The organism is Streptomyces sp. NPDC051578 (assembly GCF_044454045.1).
Lineage (GTDB): Bacteria > Actinomycetota > Actinomycetes > Streptomycetales > Streptomycetaceae > Streptomyces.
Genome location: NZ_JBITDH010000001.1, coordinates 1,370,413 through 1,391,008, shown reverse-complemented (window position 1 = coordinate 1,391,008; position 20,596 = coordinate 1,370,413). Strand labels below are relative to the sequence as shown.

General features: G+C 71.8%; 17 protein-coding genes. 8 read left to right on the top strand and 9 right to left on the bottom strand.

What is annotated here, in order from left to right:
* Positions 1-8 precede the first annotated feature (8 nt).
* Together ACIA6C_RS06165 and ACIA6C_RS06160 are read right to left on the bottom strand one after the other, a co-directional pair.
* On the bottom strand, positions 9-1,136 hold the full coding sequence (locus tag ACIA6C_RS06165) for a glycosyltransferase (protein WP_399273251.1): 1,128 nt from the start codon (positions 1,134-1,136) through the stop codon (positions 9-11).
* A complete protein-coding gene (locus ACIA6C_RS06160) occupies positions 1,133-1,672 on the bottom strand; it encodes a WcaF family extracellular polysaccharide biosynthesis acetyltransferase (protein WP_399273249.1) in 540 nt (179 codons plus the stop codon). Before ACIA6C_RS06160 ends, ACIA6C_RS06165 begins: the two co-directional genes overlap by 4 nt.
* 109 nt (positions 1,673-1,781) lie before the next feature.
* Between ACIA6C_RS06160 and ACIA6C_RS06155 the strand changes: the two genes are divergently transcribed.
* Positions 1,782-3,287 carry a hypothetical protein gene (locus ACIA6C_RS06155; RefSeq protein ID WP_366079989.1) on the top strand — a complete coding sequence of 502 codons (1,506 nt, stop codon included), beginning with the start codon at positions 1,782-1,784 and terminating at the stop codon, positions 3,285-3,287.
* Positions 3,288-3,436: 149 nt separating this feature from the next.
* On the opposite strand, the gene ACIA6C_RS06150 is transcribed toward ACIA6C_RS06155, so the two are convergent.
* The 3 genes from ACIA6C_RS06150 to ACIA6C_RS06140 are packed head-to-tail and all read right to left on the bottom strand — an operon-like array spanning position 3,437 to position 7,631.
* Entirely contained in the window at positions 3,437-4,669 is a 1,233-nt protein-coding gene (locus tag ACIA6C_RS06150) for a hypothetical protein (RefSeq protein WP_399273247.1), read from the bottom strand.
* Positions 4,666-6,429 carry a lipopolysaccharide biosynthesis protein gene (locus ACIA6C_RS06145; protein ID WP_399273245.1) on the bottom strand — a complete coding sequence of 588 codons (1,764 nt, stop codon included), beginning with the start codon at positions 6,427-6,429 and terminating at the stop codon, positions 4,666-4,668. Before ACIA6C_RS06145 ends, ACIA6C_RS06150 begins: the two co-directional genes overlap by 4 nt.
* A complete protein-coding gene (locus ACIA6C_RS06140) occupies positions 6,426-7,631 on the bottom strand; it encodes a glycosyltransferase (protein ID WP_399274496.1) in 1,206 nt (401 codons plus the stop codon). The genes ACIA6C_RS06145 and ACIA6C_RS06140 overlap by 4 nt, the downstream gene beginning before the upstream one ends.
* 172 nt (positions 7,632-7,803) lie before the next feature.
* On the opposite strand from ACIA6C_RS06140, the gene ACIA6C_RS06135 reads away from it, so the two are divergent.
* Positions 7,804-8,286: an adenylyltransferase/cytidyltransferase family protein gene (locus tag ACIA6C_RS06135; RefSeq protein ID WP_361128408.1), complete on the top strand. Its 483-nt coding sequence runs from the start codon at positions 7,804-7,806 to the stop codon at positions 8,284-8,286.
* Here ACIA6C_RS06135 and ACIA6C_RS06130 read toward each other — a convergent pair.
* Both ACIA6C_RS06130 and glgX read right to left on the bottom strand, forming a co-directional pair.
* Positions 8,267-9,007 carry a CDP-alcohol phosphatidyltransferase family protein gene (locus ACIA6C_RS06130; protein ID WP_399273243.1) on the bottom strand — a complete coding sequence of 247 codons (741 nt, stop codon included), beginning with the start codon at positions 9,005-9,007 and terminating at the stop codon, positions 8,267-8,269. The two genes, ACIA6C_RS06135 and ACIA6C_RS06130, sit on opposite strands and share 20 nt — an antisense overlap.
* Positions 9,008-9,109: 102 nt before the next feature.
* Positions 9,110-11,380: a glycogen debranching protein GlgX gene (gene glgX, locus ACIA6C_RS06125; protein WP_399274494.1), complete on the bottom strand. Its 2,271-nt coding sequence runs from the start codon at positions 11,378-11,380 to the stop codon at positions 9,110-9,112.
* Between the two features lie 335 nt (positions 11,381-11,715).
* On the opposite strand from glgX, the gene ACIA6C_RS06120 reads away from it, so the two are divergent.
* The 6 genes from ACIA6C_RS06120 to ACIA6C_RS06095 all read left to right on the top strand — a co-directional run bounded on the left by ACIA6C_RS06120 (position 11,716) and on the right by ACIA6C_RS06095 (position 18,301).
* Positions 11,716-12,936, top strand: coding sequence for an Ig-like domain-containing protein (locus ACIA6C_RS06120; protein ID WP_399274492.1), 1,221 nt, complete (start codon positions 11,716-11,718; stop codon positions 12,934-12,936).
* Between the two features lie 129 nt (positions 12,937-13,065).
* Entirely contained in the window at positions 13,066-14,307 is a 1,242-nt protein-coding gene (locus ACIA6C_RS06115; RefSeq protein ID WP_399273241.1) for an Ig-like domain-containing protein, read from the top strand.
* A gap of 104 nt (positions 14,308-14,411) precedes the next feature.
* Positions 14,412-15,179 carry an enoyl-CoA hydratase-related protein gene (locus ACIA6C_RS06110; RefSeq protein ID WP_361128403.1) on the top strand — a complete coding sequence of 256 codons (768 nt, stop codon included), beginning with the start codon at positions 14,412-14,414 and terminating at the stop codon, positions 15,177-15,179.
* A 251-nt stretch (positions 15,180-15,430) separates the two neighbouring features.
* Positions 15,431-15,934, top strand: a complete 504-nt coding sequence (locus ACIA6C_RS06105) for an ATP-binding protein (RefSeq protein WP_361128400.1) — start codon at positions 15,431-15,433, stop codon at positions 15,932-15,934.
* Positions 15,935-16,337: 403 nt separating this feature from the next.
* Positions 16,338-17,117 carry a polysaccharide deacetylase family protein gene (locus ACIA6C_RS06100; RefSeq protein ID WP_399273239.1) on the top strand — a complete coding sequence of 260 codons (780 nt, stop codon included), beginning with the start codon at positions 16,338-16,340 and terminating at the stop codon, positions 17,115-17,117.
* Positions 17,114-18,301: a YncE family protein gene (locus ACIA6C_RS06095; protein ID WP_366079981.1), complete on the top strand. Its 1,188-nt coding sequence runs from the start codon at positions 17,114-17,116 to the stop codon at positions 18,299-18,301. The genes ACIA6C_RS06100 and ACIA6C_RS06095 overlap by 4 nt, the downstream gene beginning before the upstream one ends.
* Positions 18,302-18,370: 69 nt before the next feature.
* Here the strand turns inward: ACIA6C_RS06095 and ACIA6C_RS06090 are convergent, their stop codons facing one another.
* On the bottom strand, positions 18,371-19,624 hold the full coding sequence (locus ACIA6C_RS06090; protein WP_399273236.1) for a cytochrome P450: 1,254 nt from the start codon (positions 19,622-19,624) through the stop codon (positions 18,371-18,373).
* Positions 19,605-20,354 (bottom strand): tRNA-dependent cyclodipeptide synthase, encoded by a 750-nt coding sequence (locus tag ACIA6C_RS06085; RefSeq protein ID WP_399273234.1) that lies wholly within the window; start codon positions 20,352-20,354, stop codon positions 19,605-19,607. The genes ACIA6C_RS06090 and ACIA6C_RS06085 overlap by 20 nt, the downstream gene beginning before the upstream one ends.
* Positions 20,355-20,596: the final 242 nt, after the last annotated feature.

The following is a 20,596-nucleotide window of genomic DNA, read 5'->3' as shown; positions in this document are numbered from 1 at the left end:
CCGGGGGCTCACGCCCCCGCGCCGCGTGCGGACCCGTACACCGGCAGGAGGGTGTCCAGCACCGCGTCCATGGAGAACGACTCCGCCGCCAGCTTCCGGGCGGCGACCGAGGCCGACCGGTTCGCGTCCGGGTCCAGGAGGGCGAGGACCGCTTCGGCGACTCCCGCCGGACCCGGCTCCACCGCCCGCCCGGCCCCCGCCGCGGCGATGTCCCGGGCCAGGCCGTTGGAGTGGGTCACCACCGACGGCACTCCCACCGCCAGCGCCTCCAGCACCGACATGGGGAACGGCTCCTCCACCGAAGGCAGCACGTACACGTGGGCCCGGCGCAGCTCCGCCAAGACCTCCGCGCCCGACAGGGGCCCGGGAACCGTGAACCGCGCGCCCAGCCCCAGCTCCGCGATCCGCGCCCGGACCGCCTCCAGTTCACCCTCGTCGGGGCCCGCCACCACGAACTCCGCGTCCGGATGCGCCGCCAGTACCGCCGGGGCCGCGTCCACGAAGTCCACCGGCCGCTTTCGGGCCTGCAGGCGCGCCGAGTACAGGATGCGCGGGGCACCCGCCGGCGCCGGGCGCTCCTCCTGCGCCGGGGTGCCGTTGACCAGCCGTACCGCCGTGGCCAGCGCGGGCGGGCCCACCACCGCGTTCAGTCCCTCGCGCTCGTGGGGGGTCAGGTACAGCACCGCGTCCGCGCCGCGCAGCAGCCGGCGCACCGCCACCGCGTCCAGCACCTTGGCCAGCAGCCTCCCGCTCGGGTCCACCATGCCGTGGGTCTGGAGCACCAGCGGCTTGCGGGCCCGCAGCGCGGCCAGCGCCACCGGCAGCGTCACCAGGTCCCGCGCGAGGTGGACGTGGACCACGTCGGCGTCCCGCACCAGCCGCCCCGCCGAGGCGAGGAGCGCCGGGGAGGTCATCCCGCTGAAACCCAGCGGCAGCAGCCTGCGGGCGGGGAACAGCTTCGCGGGCACCCCTTCCACGGAGGTGGGCCAGGGATCGGGGAACCCCTCGCCGAGGGCCAGCAGCCGCGCCTCGTGACCGCGCGCCCGCAACCCCTTCGCCAGGTTCAGCGCGACCCGGACGGGTCCGCCGAAGGCGTGCGAGGGGGAGTGCAGCGTCACGGCGTGCAGGACTCTCACTTCGGCTCCTCCACCGGGCGGCGACGCCCGTCCTGGGTCTGCAGGGTCAGCGCGGGCAGGTCCTTGTGGACCACCGCGCCCGCGCCCGCCACGGCGCACCGCCCGATCGTCACACCCGCCAGCACGGTGGCCCGTACGGCCACCCACGCGCCGTCCTCCACCACGATCGGCGCGTTGCGGTAGCGGAAGTCGGCGGCCCGGTGGTCGTGCGAGCCGGTGCACAGCATCGCCTCCTGCGAGACGCACACGTTCGCACCGATGGTCACCGGCTCCAGGTTCAGCAGCCAGGCGCCCTCGCCGATCCACGCGTGGTCGCCGACCGTCAGCTTCCACGGCCACAGCACCCGTACCTTGTGCCGGATCAGCACGCCCTCGCCGATCCGCGCACCGAACGCGCGCAGCAGCGCCACCCGCAGCCGGGCCGGACAGAACCACGCCATGAAGAGCGTGTTCATCACCGCGAACCAGAGCGCCTGCGTCAGCAGCCCGCGCCCCTTGTCGTACCCGGCCAGCGTGAAGGAAGGAAGATCACGCAACAGTCGCCCCTCATCGTCCGCCCCCGACAACCACCCCGCGGCGCCTCCCCGGGCGCCGCCCGCTCAGACTAGACTGCGCGCGGACCAGGCACATGGGGTGGGGGCAACAGTGGCAACGGACATACGCAACCCCCGCGTCGCGGTACCGGCGCCGCCGGACGAGGCCCAGTGGGGCCGTGTCACCACCCCCCGTACGCTGCTCTCGCGCGCGCTGTCCGTCCCGCTGATCCTCGGGTTCACCGTGTTCCTCCCGCTCTTCGTCGCCGTCCAGCCCGGCGACGGCCAGCGTGACGCCGCCTTCTGGCTCCAACTGCTGCTCACGATGTACGCGGGCGCCCGGCTTTCCGCGATGGTCCTGACCAGCCGGCGCAAACTGCTCCAGGGCTCGTTCTGGCTGTTCGTCTACATGGCGATGGGCGTGGCCCCACTCGCCCAGGCCGTCCTCGGGCGGGTCCCGACACCCGTCGTCGGGCCCCGCTACGACCTCACGACCGCCATCGGTCTCGTCCTGCTGGGCTGTACCGCCTTCGACGTCGGCGTACTGCTGGCCCGGCACCGGCCGACGGGGCGGGCGGGCGGCTCGCAGAAGGAGAAGCGGCCGGTCCTCGCGCACCGGCGGCGCCTGCAACTGCTCACCGCGCTCGCGTTCCTGTGCAGCGCGGCGTTCATCGTGAAGCTGGGCGGCCCGGCGGTCTTCTTCTCCAGCCGACAGGAGATCATCGCGGGCATCGAGGAGGCGGGCGTCTCCAACGGCGACGGCCAGGCGGGCCAGGCCCTGCTGCGCGGCTTCGGCACGGTACCGGCGCTGCTGGCGCTGCTGCTGTACACGCGCTGGCTGATCACCTCGAAGTACGCCCGCCGCAAGGTGTCGGTCATCGTGACGTGGGGCGGGCTCGCGCTGCTGAACCTGGTGGTCAACAACCCGATCTCCAACCCGCGCTACTGGTTCCTGACGGTCATGTTCGCGCTGCTGTTCACCGTCTTCCCGGTGAGTGCGGCGATGTACCGGGTGGCGCTGTCGATGGCCGTGGTGGTCGCGCTGCTCGTCTTCCCGTTCGCGGACCGCTTCCGGTACGACGAGAAGAACTACAAGCCGGTCGAGACGACGTCCTTCCTGGAGCCGATGGCCCTCAAGGACTACGACCAGATCGGCATGTTCGCGAACACGATCACCTACTCGGACTCCGGTCCCGGCCACTTGTACGGGCGGCAGCTCGCGGGCTCGGTGTTCTTCGCGGTGCCACGGTCGGTGTGGGCGGGGAAGCCGAAGGACACGGGCGTGATGATCGGGGAGTGGATGGGGACGGTCAACACCAACCTCTCGTCCCCGATCTGGGCGGAGCTGTGGGTGGACTTCGGCTCGCTGGGCATGGGCGCGGGACTGCTGGGGATGGGGTACGCGGCCGCCCGGGTGGACCGCCGGTACGCGAAGCGGGCCACGAGGCGGTCGCCGCCGGGCAGCCTGATCTCGGTGGTGGTCCCGCTGGTGGCGGGCTACTCCTTCATCCTCCTGCGGGGCCCCCTGCTCCAGGCGTCGGGGCGGATCGCCATCGCGGCCCTCTGCCTGGCGCTGGTCGCGACGTTCCGCGATGACAAGTCGGCCCGCCTCCGCTGACGCCGGGCCGGTGCGGCCGCCCCGTTGCCGCCGGCACCGCGTGGCGCCGGAGCCCGGTCAGTCGCGAGGCCGCAGCCCGGTCGGGCACGAGGCCGCAGCCCGGTCGGGCACGAGGCCGGGGCCCGCTCGGTTGCGAGGCCGGGGCCCGCTCAGGCGGGTTCCGGGGCCGAGGCCGGGGCCCGGGCCGGTTCGGAGGCCGGGAGGCGGGAGACGCGCGTCCAGGCCGCCGCGGCCTTCGCGGCCGAGCCGGCCGCCAGACCCCAGGCGGCGCCCGCCACACCCCACGCCGCGTACCCGCCCAGCAGCACAGCCACCGACAGCAGCGAGAACACCACCTGCAACGACAGCGTCGCCTTCGGGTTCAGCACCCGCAGCGTCAGCAGCGCGCACGTCCCCAGGCCCATCACCGCGTACTGCGCACCCGTCGCGGGCAGCAGGGCGGACGCCGCCGCCCACGTGTCGCCCAGCAACTGCCGCCCCACCGACCCCGGCAGCGCGTACAGCACCGCGCCCCACCCCGCGCCGAGCGCCGCCAGCACCCCGCCCATGACCAGGGTCATCCGGACCACGCCCCGCTTGCCCGACGCCCGCCCGACCACCGGCGGCCCGAACGCGTTCGCCGAGTTGAACAGCACGTTCAGCGGCCCGAAAAGGGTCGTGGCGCCCCGCAGCGCGCCCACCGCCAGCGGCGTAGCGAACACCCCGAGCCCCAGCACCGCCAGCTGGCTGGAGCCGTTGCCCACCGCGAACTCGACCACGAACCGCTGACCCAGGTGCCCGCGCCGCACGTACGGCCGCAGCTCCACCCGCGCCCCGCGCACGTAGGGCCGCAGCAGCCACAGCCCCAGGCCGAGCGCCGGCAGCGCCGACACCCCCCACACCAGCACCAGCCGCCCCGCGGAGGCCCCTTCGGGCTGCGCGAGCAGCGCGCCGACCACGCCGCCCAGCCGCAGTACATCGGCGGCCAGCGCCCGCTCCGGCACGCGCAGCGCCGAGAAGCAGTACCGCAGCCCGTCCTGTACGAGCACCAGCGGCAGTACGAGCCCCAGCGCGAGGAACGCCCAGCCTCCGGCCCCCGGAAGCACCAGGCCCACCAGGGCCAACACCGCGCCGGCGACGCACGAGGCGGCCGCCGTGAAGGCGAGACCCGAACGGCACGCCGCGCCGAGGCGTTCGGCGGACTTCTCCAGCACCACCGTCTGGCCGACGTACGCCATGTTCAGTCCGAGGAGCACCGTGAAGGTCACGTACACCATCGAGAAGTCGGCGAAGCCGGACGCCGACGACAGCCGGGCGGCCAGCACCAGTACCAGGATGTTGGTTGCGCTGGAAGCGGCCTGGTCCAGGACCGAGGCGACGGCCGCAAGACCCCCGCGCCTCACCGCCGGCCCGTGCGGACCGTACGCAGGGCGACGGTGTCGGTGCCGTCACCGGGGATGTGCTGCTCGGCCTCCGCGACCTCGTACGGAATCGGCTGCGGCGCCGACGTGCCGACCGGGGCCGGCGTCGCGGCCGGGGCGGCGGGGTCCGCCTTGCCCTTGCCCTTGCCGCGCCCGCCGCGCTTGTCTCCGGGCAGCGGCGCGTGCAGCACCGCGCCGAGCACGGTCCCGCCGGCGCCGCTGATGAGTTCCCGGATGCGGGACAGGTCGCTGCGGTGCACCGCCCTCGGGTCGCAGACCACGAGCACGCCGTCCACGCGGTCGACCAGCGCGAGCGCGTCGGCGTACGAGAGCACGGGCGGCGCGAGCACCACGACGGTGGAGTTCGGCGAGTCGGCTTCGGAGATCAGCCGGGTGGCGCGCGGCGAGGTCAGCGCGCGGGCGACGTTGCGGACCCGCTCGCCGGGGATCAGGTCGAAGGCGCCCGACTCCCCGGCGTCCACGACGAGCTGGCGCCCGTCGGGCCAGTCGGAGTCGCCCTGCTGTCCGGGCCGGCCGCCCGTGCCGGGGCCGCCCGGCATCTGGCTCCAGCGCGGCCGCCCGCCGGCGTCGGTCGGCAACTGGCTGGCCAGTACCGGAGTGCGCAGGTCGGCCTCGATCAGCAGGACGTCCTTGCCGGTCTCCGCGAAGGAGGCGGCCAGGTTCACGGCGACCGCCGCGGCGGTCTCGCTGCTGCCGCGCGGCGCGACCACCAGCAGCCGGCGCCGGTCGGCGAAGCGGGAGTCGTAGGCGAGCCGGAAGGCCACCGACCGGAACTCCTCCGCCAGGCGCGGGTCCTCCTCACCGGCGGCGAGCAGCGGACCGCCACCGGACTTGTCCCGCGGCAGGGAGCCCAGTACGGGCGCCCGCAGGGCCCGCGCCACATCGCCCTCGGAGCGCGGCGCGGGGTCGAAGACGAGCCGCACCCAGGCGGCGAGCAGACCGAGCGCCAGACCCACGGCCGCGCCGAGCGCGAGGGACATCGGCAGGCCCGGCCCGTCGGAGTCGCCGGGCGCGGTCGCGGGGCTGGTGACCCGGCCCGGGGCCATGTCCAGCGCCTGCAGCTTGGCGATGTTGCTGTTGAGGGTGTTGACCTTGCTCTGCAGGTCGGTCTTGGAGGAGTACGCCGCGTCGCGCCCCGGCCCGGAGGGCATGGCGTTGATCTGCTTGACGAGCTCGTCCAGCTGCTTGGCGACCGGATCGCGCTGGTCCTGGTAGCCCTTGACCATCTTGTCGCGGGTGACGTCGAGGGACTCCTGCCGCTTGAGCAGGTACGCCGCGGTCATCGCGTTGGCGCGCTTCGCGGCCTCCCGGGGGGTGGACGCGGTGTACGTGAAGCGGAGCACCATCGTCTGCGGCGGGTTGGTGACCTGGAGGCCACTGCGCAGGGCGGGGACGCCGGAGTCGGGGACGCCGAGCTTCTTCGCCGCCTCGTCGGCCGTGGAGGAGCTGAGCGCCACCTGGCGCTCCGAGCCGATGTTGATCGCCTTGTCGGGCGCCAGGCTCGGGTTGAAGGGGTCGTCGGTGGGTGCGCGGAGCACGACGTCGGCGGTCGCGACATAGGTGTCCGCCGTGGATATGCCGAGGTAGACGCCGCCCAGCAGTCCGATGCCGACGCCCGCGCCGAGGAGCCGGCGGTAGCGCAGGAGCTGTCGGAACTGGTCCCGCAGGAGGTCCGGTTCGTCCTCGGCGGGGGCCGCTGCCGGCCGGTTCGTCTCGATCACGGCCGGGAACCCCCAAGTGCTTCGTCCATCAGTGCGTCGATGCGGGCCAGTCCCGCTTCGCGGCTCAGGTGGGCCGCCACGTGGACGGGCCCGGCGGCGCCCAGCGCGTCCGCGGCCACCGGGTCCTCGGCCAGCGCAAGTACGGCCTTGAGCAGCGCGTGCGGGTCCTCCGGCGGTACGAGCACCCCCGCGCCGGAACGTTCCACCTCCTGGGCGGTCCCGCCCTGCGCCGCGACGGACGCGACGACGGGCCGGCCGGCCTGGAAGTACGAGGTCAGCTTGGAGGGCACGCTCATGTCGAGCACCGCCGCGTGCTGGGTCACCGCGAGCACGTCCGCCGCCGCGAGGATATCGGGGAACTCGCCGTCGGCGGCAGGGGGGATGATGTCGAGGTTCGGTACGTCGGCCGCGAGGTCGGCGAGGGCCCCGCGCTGGCTGCCGTCTCCCATCAGGACGAAGCGGACGTCCGGGTCGAGGCGGGCCGCTCCCACGAGGACTTCGAGCCCCTGTTTGAGGCCCATGTTCCCGGAGTGCAGGACCACCGTCTGGCCCGGAGCCCAGCCGAGGTGACGGCGGGTCTCGCCGCGCGGCTTGGTCGGCACGGCCACGTGGGACCAGTTGGGCACCAGGCGGATCTTCTCCTCGGGCACGCCCATCCCGACGACCCGGTCCACGAAGGTCTCGTGGATGACGCCGACCAGGGTGGCGCGTGTGAGCGCGTAGGCCTCGGCGCGCCCGGCCAGCGCGGCCGCCTTGTCGCCGCCGCTGATCCCGCTCTGCGCGGCGGCGGCCCCCATCAGGTCCTGGACGACCGGGACGTAGGGGACCTTCCACTTCGCGGCCAGCCGCGCCGCGAGCACCCCGCCGGCCAGGCTGGGCATCTGGGCGAGGATCGCGTCGGGCTTCGGCATCCGGGGCGGGGCCACGGCGCCGTGCAGCAGGATCGATCCTTCGAACAGGGCCCGTCGCACGGCGGTCTGGCGGGGCGGCACGGTGTGCGCACGCCGGTGCACGGTGACACCCGCGCGCTGCTCCGTGCGCCGGAGCGCCCCCTTGTACTCCGGCTCCAGCGACCAGGCCGGATAGTGCGGCATGCCCGCGAGTACGTGCGTCTCGTGGCCGAGATCCGCCCAGTGCTCCGCGATCTGGGTGGCGTACGGCCCAATCCCCGCGTGCTCGGGAGCGTAATTGGTGGAAACCAGCAGCAGTCGCCGGTGACCGGATCTGGACACTGAACGTCCCCTTCTCCCCTGGATGATGCGCTCGTCACCCTATTCGTTCACCGGCGTGGTGCGGAACGTGCACGCTATTGTCTGCTAATCCGCCACGCCGGGGGGTGTGGCTTCTGGGGGGTAAGAGATGACGGAGCAGGACATGTCCGACCTTGGCACGCCCACGCGCAGGCCGTATCGAGTCGGCTACGCGCCCGGCGCCTACGATCTGTTCCATATCGGGCATCTCAACATCCTCCGGCACGCCCGCAGTCAGTGCGACTACCTGGTGGCCGGGGTGGTCTCCGACGAGATGGCCGAACTCGCCAAGGGCCGCCGGCCGATGATCCCGCTCGTCGAACGGCTGGAGATCGTCCGCAGCGTCAAGTACGTGGACGCCGCCTTCGTGGAGACGGTCCCCGACAAGGTGGAGACCTGGAAGCAGGTCCGCTTCGACGTCATCTTCAAGGGCGACGACTGGCGCGGCACCCCCAAGGGCGACCGGCTGGAGAAGGACTTCGCCGAGCACGGGGTCGACGTCGTCTACTTCCCCTACACGGTCCACACCTCCAGCACCCAGCTGCGCCGGGCGCTGGACGCGCTGGCCCAGCCGCTCCCGGAGCCCTTCACCGCGGAACTGCGCTGAGCTCCCGGAACCACTTCGCGAGGAACGCCAGCAGGAACAGCGCGGCGACCGCGCCCAGGCCCGCGTACGCCCAGCGGAACAGCCCGCCACCGCCGAGCAGCAGGAACACCAGGCAGAACACCCCGTAATCCACGGGCAGCAACGCCACGGCGCGCAGCGTCGACGGGGCGGCGGCGGGGCTCCCCGGCGCCGGCCTCGGCTTGAGCTTCTCGGTGAGCAGCCCGCCGAAGAAGGTGACGACGGCCGCGAACTGGAAGCCGAGCGGCACCAGGAGCCAGCCGCCGGACGCCGTCCCGTCGGCGCCCGCGGTCCCGTAGGCGTCGGGGAAGCGGTAGAAGGCGATCAGCACGCAGGTGTGGAGCGCGGTCAACTTGGCGCAGTCCACGACGTGGTCGAGCCACTCGCCCGAGGCGCTGCCGCCCCCGCGCAGCCGGGCCAGCTGTCCGTCCGCCGAGTCGAAGGCGAAGCCCACCGCGAGCGCGGCCCACACCGCGACCCCCAGCCCCCACGAGGGCGCGGCCAGCGCCACCGCCGAAACGGCGGCGAAGCTGAACGCGGCGCTGACCAGCGTCACCTGGTTCGGGGTGAGGCCGAGCGCGTACGAACCGGCGGCCAGGTACCGTCCGGCGGGCCGGTTGACGAACCGCGAGTAGAGCGACACCCCCTTCGCCGACTTCTGCGCCCCGCGCAGCTCCCGCAGCGCGGTCCCGACTCTCGGCATGGACGCAAGCCCCCTTCGCGACGCGCAAGTGTGTGCGACGTGTGTGTGTACGAAGGGCACATCATCGCAGGGCGCACACCGCTTCCGGCTCCGGATGCGCCCTTACGTCTTGAAGCGGTGGTCGGCCGGGCCGGGCGGAGCCCCCGCGCCTTCGCCCGCCACCCGCAGCAGCAGCACCGCCCGCGCCGGCACCGTCAGTCGCTCCCCGCCCCGGTGACGGGTGCCGGGCGCCGCCGCCTGCTCCTCCCGCGAGGTGTCGAGCACCAGCTCGTACGACGCCGCCCACGGCGCGCCCGGCAGCATCCACTCCACCGGCCGGTCCCCGGCGTGCAGCAACGCCAGGAAGCTGTCGTCGCTCACCTGCCGCCCCCGCTCGTCCCGGCCCGGGATGTCCCGGCCCGACAGGTACAGGCCCAGCGCCGCGGCGGGCGCGTACCAGTCCCGCTCCGTCATCTCCGTACCCGCCGGGGTGAACCACGCCAGGTCGCGCAGGCCGTCCGCGTCCTGCGCGCGCCCCGAGAAGAACGCCCGCCTGCGCAGCACCGGATGCTCCCGGCGCAGCGCCGTCAGGCGGGTGGTCAGGGCGAACAGTTCCCGCCAGGCCGGGTCCTCCAGCAGCGACCAGTCCAGCCAGCTCGTCGCGTTGTCCTGGCAGTACGCGTTGTTGTTGCCGCCCTGCGTCCGGCCGAACTCGTCGCCCGCGACCAGCATCGGCACGCCGGTCGACAGCAGCAGCGTGGTGAGCAGGTTGCGCAGCTGCCGCCGGCGCAGCGCCCCGATCCTGGGGTCGTCCGTCTCGCCCTCCGCCCCGCAGTTCCACGACCGGTTGTCGTTGGTGCCGTCGCGGCCGTCCTCGCCGTTGGCCTCGTTGTGCTTGCGCTCGTACGACACCAGGTCCCGCAGCGTGAAACCGTCGTGCGCGCTCACGAAGTTCACCGAGGCGTACGGGCGCCGGCCGCCCCACGCGTAGAGGTCGCTCGACCCCGACAGCCGGTACCCCAGGTCCCGTACGTCGGGCAGCGCGCCGCGCCAGAAGTCCCGCACGGCGTCCCGGTAGCGGTCGTTCCACTCCGTCCACAGCGGCGGGAAGGCGCCCACCTGGTAGCCGCCCGAGCCCACGTCCCACGGCTCCGCGATCAGCTTGACCCGCCGCAGCACCGGGTCCTGGGCGATCACCGCGAGGAACGGCGAGAGCATGTCCACGTCGTGCATCGAGCGGGCCAGGGCCGCCGCCAGGTCGAAACGGAAGCCGTCGACCCCCATCTCCGTCACCCAGTACCGCAGCGAATCGGTGATCAGCCGCAGCACGTTCGGCCGCCCGGCGTGCAGGGTGTTGCCGCAGCCCGTGTAGTCCGCGTACCGGCGCTGGTCGTTCTGGAGCCGGTAGTAGCCCCGGTTGTCGATCCCGCGCAGCGACAGGGTCGGCCCCAGTTCGCCCGCTTCCGCCGTGTGGTTGTAGACCACGTCGAGGATGACCTCGATCCCGGCCGCGTGCAGCGCCCGCACCATCCGTTTGAATTCGCCGACCTGCTGGCCGGCCGTGCCGCTCGACGAGTACGCGGCGTGCGGGGCGAAGTAGCCGATCGAGTTGTAGCCCCAGTAGTTGCGCATCCCCCGGCGCAGCAGGTGGTCCTCGTGCGCGAACTGGTGCACCGGCAGCAGCTCCACCGCCGTCACCCCGAGCCGGGTCAGGTGCTCGATCGCCGCGGGATGGGCGAGCCCCGCGTAGGTGCCGCGCAGCTGCTCCGGAACACCCGGATGGCGCATCGTGAACCCGCGCACGTGCAGCTCGTAGATCACCGAGTCGGCCCACGGGGTCTTCGGCCGGACGTCGTCCGCCCAGTCGTCGTCATCGTGGACCACAACCCCCTTGGGGACGTGCGGGGCCGAGTCCCGGTCGTCGCGCACGGTGTCCGCGATGTACTGCTGCGGCCAGTCCCGCACGTGGCCGTACACCTCCGGCGGCAGCGCGCCGTAGTCGTTGCCCGGCAGCGCGTCCACCGCCCGGGCGTACGGGTCCAGGAGCAGCTTCGCCGGGTTGTGGCGGGCCCCCGTCCAGGGGTCCCAGCGGCCGTGCACCCGGAACCCGTACCGCTGCCCGGGCCGCACGCCGGGGAGGAAGCCGTGCCAGATCTCGTGGGTGAGTTCCGTCAGGGAGCAGCGGGTCTCGGCGCCCCGCCCGTCGAACAGGCAGAGCTCCACCGCCTCGGCGCCCGGAGCCCACAGCGCGAAGTTGGTGCCCGCGGTCCCGTCGGGGCCCGACCGGTAGCGGGCGCCCAGCGGGTGCGAGGAGCCGGGCCACACCGGCGGCCCGGGGGGCACCGGCACCCGCGCGGTGCGGCCCGCGGGCCGGCCGGCGACCTGCCCCTTGATTCCGTTGACCCCGTTGGCTCCGTTGACCAGGGCGTTCGGCCGGTCCTGCGGGTGCCCGTCCGCTCGCCCGCCGACGGGCGGCGCGGGCGCGCTCCCGTCGACCCGTACCTCTCCGGCGACGGTTTCCACCGCCTCTTGCTCGGCTGCGCTCGACACTGCCCGCCTCCACGGCTCTCGGTACCTGCGGGGGCAGGGGAGTGCGGCCCCGGCGTCCCGGCCCGGGCCCGCCCCCGTCTGGTCCTTCACACTGTTCTGCCCGCACTGCCCCGCCCGGAACGTCGCCCGCGCCCACGTTTCCCCCCAAGGGGGCCGGTCGTTGGAAGGGCGTGACTCTTCTGACGAGGCGGGCAGCGGCGGGCTTGGCGGCCGCCGCGGTAGGGGCGGCCCTGCTGGGCGGTCTGAGCGGCTGCACCGAGGACGGCCGTTCACCGGTCGAGATCCAGCTTCCCGGGAAACCCCGGTCGCCGGACGAGGCCATCCGGATCACCCCCGAGGACAACGCCAAGGGGGTCCCCGCCGACGGCCCGCTGACCGTCAAGGTCAGCGAGGGACGGCTGGAGCGGGTGGTCGTCACGAAGGTCGAGGACGCCCAGGAGGAGCGGGTCCCGGGGGACATCGCCGAGGACGGGCTCAGCTGGAGCCCCGACCCGGCGGCCGGACGGCTCGCGCTCGCGGCCAAGTACACCGTCGACGTCGTGGCTCTCGACGGACACGACCGCCGGCAGGCCCGGCACACCACCTTCACCACCTATGTGCCCGAGGAGCGGTTCATCGGCTACTTCCGGCCCGAGAACCGCTCCACCGTGGGCACCGGCATGATCGTCTCCTTCCGGTTCAACCGCTCCATCAAGCAGCGCGCCGCCGTGGAACGGGCCATCACCGTCACCGCCGTCCCCACGGTGAAAATCGTCGGCCACTGGTTCGGCAACGACCGCCTCGACTTCCGGCCCAAGGAGTACTGGGCGCCCGGCACCGAGGTCACGGTCCGGATGAACCTCCGCGACGTCGAGGGCTCGCCCGGCGCGTACGGCATCCAGGACAAGACGGTCACCTTCAAGGTCGGCCGTTCGCAGGTCTCCACCGTGGACGCCGCCGCGCACACCATGGAGGTCCGCCGCGAGGGCCGGCTGCTGCAGACGCTGCCCATCACCGCGGGCGCGCCCAAGAACACCACCTACAACGGCAAGATGGTGGTGATGGAGATGTTCGACGTCACGCGCATGAACGGTCAGACCGTCGGCTTCGGCGGCGAGTACGACATCCCCGACGTCCCCCACGCCATGCGGCTCACCACCTCGGGCACCTTCCTGCACGGCAACTACTGGGCCAGCCCGGACACCTTTGGCACCCTCAACACCAGCCACGGCTGCGTGGGCCTGCGCGACGACAAGGGCGGCGGCTCCGACACCCCGGCGGGCTGGTTCTTCGACCGCTCGCTCGTCGGGGACGTGGTCGAGGTGGTCAACTCGCAGGACAAGACGGTGGCGCCGGACAACGGCCTGGGCGGCTGGAACCTGTCCTGGGCCGACTGGGCGGCGGGCTCCGCGACCGGCTGAGGACCGGTCGGCGGGGGCGGGGCACGGCCCGCGCTCCAGTTGGGACGGAACGGTGACAAGACCGTGCCTTCACGTGATCTCCCCATGTGATTTCCTGTCGGCAAGCGCGCGACTGTCCGCGCGGGGGACATGGGGAGAACAAGAGTGAACCTGCAGCCGATTCGCGGCCGCGTCCGCACCGGCCTGCCGGCCCTTCTGCTGGGAGCGGCGCTGCTGTTCACCAGCGCGTGCAGTGGCGGCGGAGACAGCGGGGGCGGCGCCGGTGACAACGCCGGCGGCAAGGGCGGCGGCAAGACCGGCACCGAGGCGTCCAAGGCCGTGGTCAACGTCAAGCCGGACGACGGCTCCAAGGAGGTCGCCACGAACGGCGTCCTCAAGATATCCAGCACCGGCGGCAAGCTCACCACGGTGACCGTCGCCGACACCAAGGGCAACGCGGTCGACGGCAAGATGGGCGCCGACGGCGCGAGCTGGGAGCCCTCGCGCAACCTCGCCGCGGCCACCGAGTACAAGGTGCACGTGGTCGCCAAGGACGAGGCCGGCCGGGAGTCGGCGAAGGACACCACGTTCACCACCCTCACGCCGACGAACACCTTCGTCGGCCACTACACGCCCGAGGACGGGGAGACCGTCGGCGTGGGCATGCCCGTGTCGATCAACTTCACCCGGGGCATCACCAACACCGAGGCGGTCGAGAAGGCCATCACCGTCACGGCGGAGCCGAACGTGCAGGTCGAGGGCCACTGGTTCGGCAACGACCGCCTCGACTTCCGCCCCGAGAAGTACTGGGCCGCCGGCACCAAGGTCACCGTGAAGATCGCCCTGGACGGGGTCGAAGGCCGTCCCGGCGTCTACGGCAAGCAGACCCGTACCGTCCACTTCACCATCGGCCGCTCCCAGGTCTCCACCGTCGACGCGAGCGCGCACACGATGGAGGTCGTCCGGGACGGCCAGGTGCTCAAGAACCTGCCGATCACCGCGGGAGCCCCGTCGACGACCACGTACAACGGGCAGATGGTCATCAGCGAGAAGTACAAGGTGACCCGGATGAACGGCGCCACCGTCGGCTTCGGCGGCGAGTACGACATCTCCGACGTCCCGCACGCCATGCGCCTGTCGAACTCCGGCACCTTCGTGCACGGCAACTACTGGGCCTCCAGCAGCACGTTCGGCTCGGAGAACGTTAGCCACGGCTGCGTCGGACTCAAGGACGCGCGCGGCGCCGGGGACGACGACCAGCCCGCCGCCTGGTTCTTCAACGAGTCCCTGATCGGCGACGTGGTCGTCGTGAAGAACTCCAAGGACAAGCAGATCGCCCCGGACAACGGCCTCAACGGCTGGAACATGGACTGGTCGGAGTGGATCAAGTAGTCCGCTCGCCCCGGGTGGTCCTCTCCCGTACGTGATCCGGTGGCCCGGTGCTGTGACCCACAGCACCGGGCCACTCGGCGTTAACCGGCACTAACCTTCCCCGTATGACCCTCTCTCTCGAAGTCTCCGAAGGCGTCGGCACCCTGCGTCTGGACCGGCCGCCCATGAACGCCCTGGACATCGCCACCCAGGACCGGCTGCGCGAGCTCGCGGTGGAGGCCACCGACCGCGCCGACGTCCGCGCGGTGGTCGTCTACGGCGGCGAGAAGGTGTTCGCGGCCGGCGCGGACATCAAGGAGATGCAGACGATGGACCACGCGGCCATGGTCGCCCGCTCCCGTGGGCTCCAGGACGCCTTCACCGCCGTCGCGCGCATTCCCAAGCCGGTCGTCGCGGCCGTTACCGGCTACGCCCTCGGCGGCGGCTGCGAGCTCGCGCTGTGCGCCGACTACCGGATCGCGGCGGACAACGCCAAGCTCGGCCAGCCCGAGATCCTGCTCGGCCTGATCCCGGGCGCCGGCGGCACCCAGCGGCTGTCCCGGCTGATCGGCCCCTCCAAGGCCAAGGACCTCATCTTCACCGGCCGCATGGTCAAGGCGGACGAGGCGCTCGCCCTCGGGCTCGTGGACCGGGTCGTGCCGGCCGCCGAGGTGTACGAGCAGGCGCACGCCTGGGCGGCGAAGCTCGCGCAGGGCCCGGCCCTCGCGCTGCGCGCCGCCAAGGAGTGCGTGGACGCCGGGCTGGAGGCGGACATCGACACGGGGCTCACCATCGAACGCAACTGGTTCGCGGGCCTGTTCGCCACCGAGGACCGCGAGCGCGGTATGCGCAGCTTCGTCGAGGAGGGTCCGGGCAAGGCCAAGTTCCTCTGAGGCGTGAGCGGTTGTGGCCGGTTCCTCCTTGGGAGTGGATTAGCCAGGCCTTAAGGGAGCCTTAAGCCGCATCGGTGATCCACTCATCGTGATCACCGGTGCGCACCGCGTCACCCCAGGTCGGACCGGTGGCGTGGCCCCCTGGTTGCCTTGTGCATATGCCGGAACGCCCCCTGGGAATCGGTGGATCCCGGGGGGTGTTTTCCCGCGGAACGGCCCGGAGCGGCGATGCGGCCGTCCATGATGGGTGCATGGCGGGCCTGGAGGGTGTGGAGCAGCCGCGGCAACGCGGCAGCGCTTCGGCGGTACGGATCGCGGCGGCTCTTGAGGAGGAACAGGGCCTCAGGGCACTGGAGTTGTACGGGAACCCCGCCGAGGCGGAGGTCACGCTGCCGTCCATGCCCGAATCCGCCGGTACGGCCCGCCGGCTGACCCAGTCCGTGGTGGTCCGGCTGTGGGGCCTGTCCCCGCAGATCGCCGAGCACACCGTCCTGCTGGTCTCCGAGCTCGTCGGCAACGCCGTGCGGCACACCGGGGCGCGGTCGTTCGGGTTACGGCTGGTGCGCCGTCGCGGGTGGATCCGGGTGGAGGTGCGTGACCCCTCGCGCGGGCTGCCCTGTCTGATGCCGGTCCACGAGATGGACACCACGGGCCGGGGGCTCTTCCTTGTGGACAAGCTGTCCGACCGCTGGGGCGCCGACCTGCTGCCGCGCGGGAAGATCACCTGGTTCGAGATGCGGGTGGCCGACCGCTGAGGCGCCGCGGCCGCCGGGGCGCGGCGCCGCCGGAACGCCAGAAACCCCCTGTCGCCGTGTCGGGCGCCGCGGGGGTTTCATGGGTGCGCCGAGGATCCAGGGGGGTGTGATCCTCGGCGATGGACTTCGCTCGGGTCAAAGGGAAGCCGTGATTCCGACTATGGCAGACGAGCGACCAAATGCCAAAACCGCAAACTCAGACATAAGTGTGTATAACCTAAGAGTTCACAGCTAAATCCTAGGTGAGGTGGCCCACTCGCCTCGTAATCGATGAATAAGTATCGACCGTTCTGCGTAAATCGTTGATCACATAGCGGGCGTCCGGCTCGCCGGAGCCCGCTCGGGCAAGGCGTGAAATGGGTCAATCAGCACGTACAGGGACATCCGGACCTTAAATGGGCGGGTGCACTGCTACCCGGACCGTCGATCCGCCCTCCTCGCCGGTGCCGCGGTCGCCGCCGGTGCCCTCACCGCCGCCTGTGGGACCGCGACGCCGCCCAAGACGCCCGCCCCCGCCGCCCCGACCCCGGCCAAGCCCGCCCCGGCGGCCGCCGCCCCGGGCCCGCGCCGGTTCGCCGGTCAGCCCGTGGAGATCGGGCACGGCTCCCGGGACCGCCCCCGCATCGCGCTCACCTTCCACGGCAACGGCGACCCGGCGACCGGGCGCGCGGTCCTCGCCGAGGCGGAGCGCGCGGGCGCGCGGGTCACCGTACTGGCGATCGGCACCTGGCTCGACGAGCACCCCGACATGGCCCGCCGGGTCCTGGACGGCGGCCACGAGCTCGGCAACCACACCCAGCGCCACCTCGCGATCAACTCCATGTCCGAAGACGAGGCCTACGCGGAGATCACCGGGTGCGCCCAGCGCCTCAAGCGCCTCACCGGCTCCATCGGCACCTGGTTCCGCCCCTCGCAGACCCAGTACGCGACCCCCCTCGTCCAGAAGCTCGCCCAGAGGGCGGGCTACCCGCACGTCCTCTCGTACGACGTGGACTCCCTCGACTTCACCTCGCCCGGCGCCGCGGCCGTCATCCGCAACGTCACCGGGACGATCCACGCCGGATCGGTGGTGAGCCTGCACTTCGGCTACGCGGACACGGTCGACGCGATGCCGCCCCTCCTCGAAGAACTCGCGCGACGCCAACTGCGCGCGGTGACCACCACGGAGCTGCTGACCCCATGACGACGATTCGCCTTCCACGGAAGGCCACCGTGCTGCTTGCCGGACTGGTTCTCGCGGCCCTGGCCGGGTGCGGGGCCGGGGACAAGGGCGCGAGCGAGGCGCTCGGCACCAAGGGGCCCGCCCGGCCGGCCAAGGCGGAACCCGCGGCGCCGCCCGGACTGGCCGGTATGCCCCCGGTGCTCGACCCCCACGACGTCTACGCGGCCGACCGGCCGAACCAGCTCTCCCCGGTCGTCAAGAACTTCCCTTCCCGTGTCTACGTACCGAACACCGGCTCCAACACCGTGTCCGTCATCGACCCGAAGACGTACAAGGTCATCGACACCATCCCGGTCGGCGTCCAGCCCCAGCACGTGGTGCCGTCCTGGGACATGAAGACCCTGTGGGTCAACAACAACCGCGGCCACACGCTCACCCCGATCAACCCGGCCACCGGCGAGGCGGGCGAGCCCGTGGAGGTGCACGACCCGTACAACCTGTACTTCACCCCCAACGGCAAGTACGCCGTCGTGATGGCCTCCATGGACCGCGAGCTGGTCTTCCGCGACCCGCACACCATGAACCGGGTCAAGACGGTCCCGGTGACCTGTTACGGCGTCAACCACGCGGACTTCTCGCTCGACGGCCGGTACTTCATCGTCAGCTGCGAGTTCTCCGGAGAGCTGCTCAAGGTCGACACCGAGAAGATGGAGGTCGTCGGCCAGCAGAAGCTGCCCTTCGAAGGCGCCATGCCGCAGGACGTCAAAGTCTCGCCGGACGGGAAGACCTTCTACGTCGCGGACATGATGGCGCACGGCATGTGGGTGCTCAGCGGCGACAAGTTCGGGGCGCCGAAGCTGCTGCCCACCGGGAAGGGCTGCCACGGCCTGTACGTCAGCCGCGACTCGAAGGAGATGTACATCTCCAACCGGGGCGAGGGCAGCATCTCGGTCTTCGATTTCAAGGCGAACAAGCTCACCAAGAAGTGGGAGCTCCCGGACGGCGGCAGCCCCGACATGGGCGGGGTCTCCGCCGACGGCAAGGTGCTGTGGCTTTCGGGCCGCTACAACTCGGAGGTGTACGCGATCGACACGAAGACCGGCGAGGAGCTGGCCCGCATCCCCGTCGGCTCCGGCCCGCACGGCCTCGCCGTCTACCCCCAGCCCGGCCGCTACTCGCTCGGCCACACCGGCATCTTCCGCTAGACCGCGGCGCGGTGGTGCCCCGGGAGCCCGCACGGCCCCCGGGGCACCACCGTTCCCGCCGACGCGACGTCACCAGGCGACGGGAAGCCGCTCGGGAAGCCGCTTGATGAAGCCCGTACGCCAGACGAGGTTCTCGGCCGGTACCGCCAGCCGCAGCCCCGGGAGCCGCTCCACCAGCACCTCCAGCGCGATCTCCGCGTGCGCCCGGGCCAGCGCGGTCGCCGGGCAGAAGTGCCGCCCGGCCCCGAAGGCCAGATGGGTGCCCGCGTCCTGACGTTCCAGGTCCAGCTCGTCCGGGTTCTCGAAGGCCTCCGGGTCGAAGTTGGCCCCCTCCAGCAGGACGAGGACCAGCTCGCCCTCCTTCACCAGGACGTCCCCCACCTGCACGTCGGCCAGGGCGATGCGCGGCAGGCCGTCACCCACGGACAGGTTCCAGCGCAGCAGCTCCTCCACCGCTCCGCCCATCCGCTCCGGATGCGCCCGCAGGTACCCGATGAGTTCCGGACGCTGGAGCAGTGCGAGGACCGCGAGCACCAGGAACGCGGAGGTGGACACCGCGCCCGCCCCGAAGAGCGAGACGGCGACCGTCGCGAACATGTCGTCGCTCAGGTGCGCCGACTCGGGGTCGGCCTCCTTGAGCCCGGCGAACCTGCCGAGGAGCCCCGTACGCTCCTCGGCCGGCAGCGCGAGCTGGACGTTCAGCTGCCCCGCGAAGTAGGCGACGTCCTTGTACCAGTTCAGCGCGGAGTCGGCGAACGGCTCGCGTGCGGTCATGAACGCGACGTCCAGCCCCGACATCAGCCGGCGCCGGTCCTCGAAGGGGACACCCAGCACCTGGCAGTGCAGCGCCGCCGAGAAGGGGTCGGCGAACCCCGCCCGGAGGTCCGCCGGACCGCCCTCTGCCACGATCTGGTCGACGAGCTCCCCGGCCTTGGCGCGCAGCCACTCCTGGAGGCCCTTCTGGCGCGGGTTCAGCGCCTTCATCACCGCGTTGCGCAGCCCGGCGCTGTTGATGTTGCCCATGTTGTTGACGACCTCGGGCGGGATCGTCAGCGCGTACTGGCGGGGGACTCCGGGGTTCGCGGTGTCCTTGAGGCTGAACCGCTCGTCCTCCAGCACCTGCTTGGCCAGCGCGTAGCTGCTGACGAGCCACGCCGGGTCCCCGGTCAGCGTGCGGACCTTGGCCACCGGCGCCTTCTCGCGCAGCCAGGCGCACTCCTCGGGGAGCACGTCACCCCGCCGTGACAGCGGGAAGTCGAGGAGCGCCCCACCGGTCCCCGCGTCCCGTCCGCCCCCGCGTCCCTCAAGCTGCTCGACGCTCATCGGCGGTCCCTTCGGTCGGTGCGTGGTCCACGGCTCTCGCGTGCTCGGGGCGTACGACGGCGTACGCCTGGTTGCGGGTCGCGCGCAGGCCACCGCCGCGCGCGTACAGGACATCGGTCATCGGCATCTTGACGTGATAGGCCGCCACGGAGGACGGCACGTCGAGAATGCTCGGGGTGTCCACGAAGAACGGCAGCTCCGCCGCCATGTAATCGAAACAGACCTGCAACTGTGCGTCTGTGATGGATTCACCTTCCGGCAACTTCGATCCGACGAATTGGAGAGCCATTTCCTCGCATCCCTTACGGAACTCGTCATCCGTCTCCAGGAAATGCCGAACCCGTCGGTGCAACAGCTGGTACACCGGGTTGGACTGGAAGTCCGAAAGTGCCCTCACGCGTATTTCGGCGTGAGTGGACGCTGAATCCTCGACACCTTTGACAATCCTTCGCCGCACTGCCTTGATCTCCTTCGCGGCCCGCTTGCCCGCGTGTTCCGGGGTGTAGCCGAAGGCGGCGAACATCCGGTCCACGTGGAGGTCCGCGTAGACGAAGTCGACCTGCGCGAAGCGGGTCGCAGCCCATCGGGCAAGACTGCTGATGCGCTCGGAGCTGAAGTAGCTGTTTCCGGGGCTCACTCCGATGAGCACATGGTCGCCGTCTTCCCAGATGTGGCGGCAAGTGCGGGTGAAGGGCAGAACTTCGAATGATGCGTCAGTTGTGATCGTCACCTGGATCGCCCTTTATGCCGCTTGTCCCTGGGAGCCCTGCGCTCCTGGTGTGGCGGCAATGCCGGTACGTTATGCCGTGATCCCGGAGCGTGACAAGTGGCGGCTGGATTTGTTGGCTGGAATTATCGCTTCCGGATGGCGGAAGAGTAAATGAATTCCTTTCTGCCGGCCGAACGGGACCCGGGGTGAGGGCGACCCGCCGGGGGCGCTACCCTGAGCCGTCAACAAGCACCGAGAAGGGG

Bases quoted from the DNA above. Each gene is read 5' to 3' on its own strand.
- ACIA6C_RS06105 (WP_361128400.1), top strand. From the start codon at position 15,431: ATGGCGGGCCTGGAGGGTGTGGAGCAGCCGCGGCAACGCGGCAGCGCT.
- ACIA6C_RS06130 (WP_399273243.1), bottom strand. From the start codon at position 9,007: ATGCCGAGAGTCGGGACCGCGCTGCGGGAGCTGCGCGGGGCGCAGAAG.
- ACIA6C_RS06110 (WP_361128403.1), top strand. From the start codon at position 14,412: ATGACCCTCTCTCTCGAAGTCTCCGAAGGCGTCGGCACCCTGCGTCTG.
- ACIA6C_RS06135 (WP_361128408.1), top strand. From the start codon at position 7,804: ATGTCCGACCTTGGCACGCCCACGCGCAGGCCGTATCGAGTCGGCTAC.
- ACIA6C_RS06095 (WP_366079981.1), top strand. From the start codon at position 17,114: ATGACGACGATTCGCCTTCCACGGAAGGCCACCGTGCTGCTTGCCGGA.
- ACIA6C_RS06115 (WP_399273241.1), top strand. From the start codon at position 13,066: ATGGGGAGAACAAGAGTGAACCTGCAGCCGATTCGCGGCCGCGTCCGC.
- ACIA6C_RS06090 (WP_399273236.1), bottom strand. From the start codon at position 19,624: ATGAGCGTCGAGCAGCTTGAGGGACGCGGGGGCGGACGGGACGCGGGG.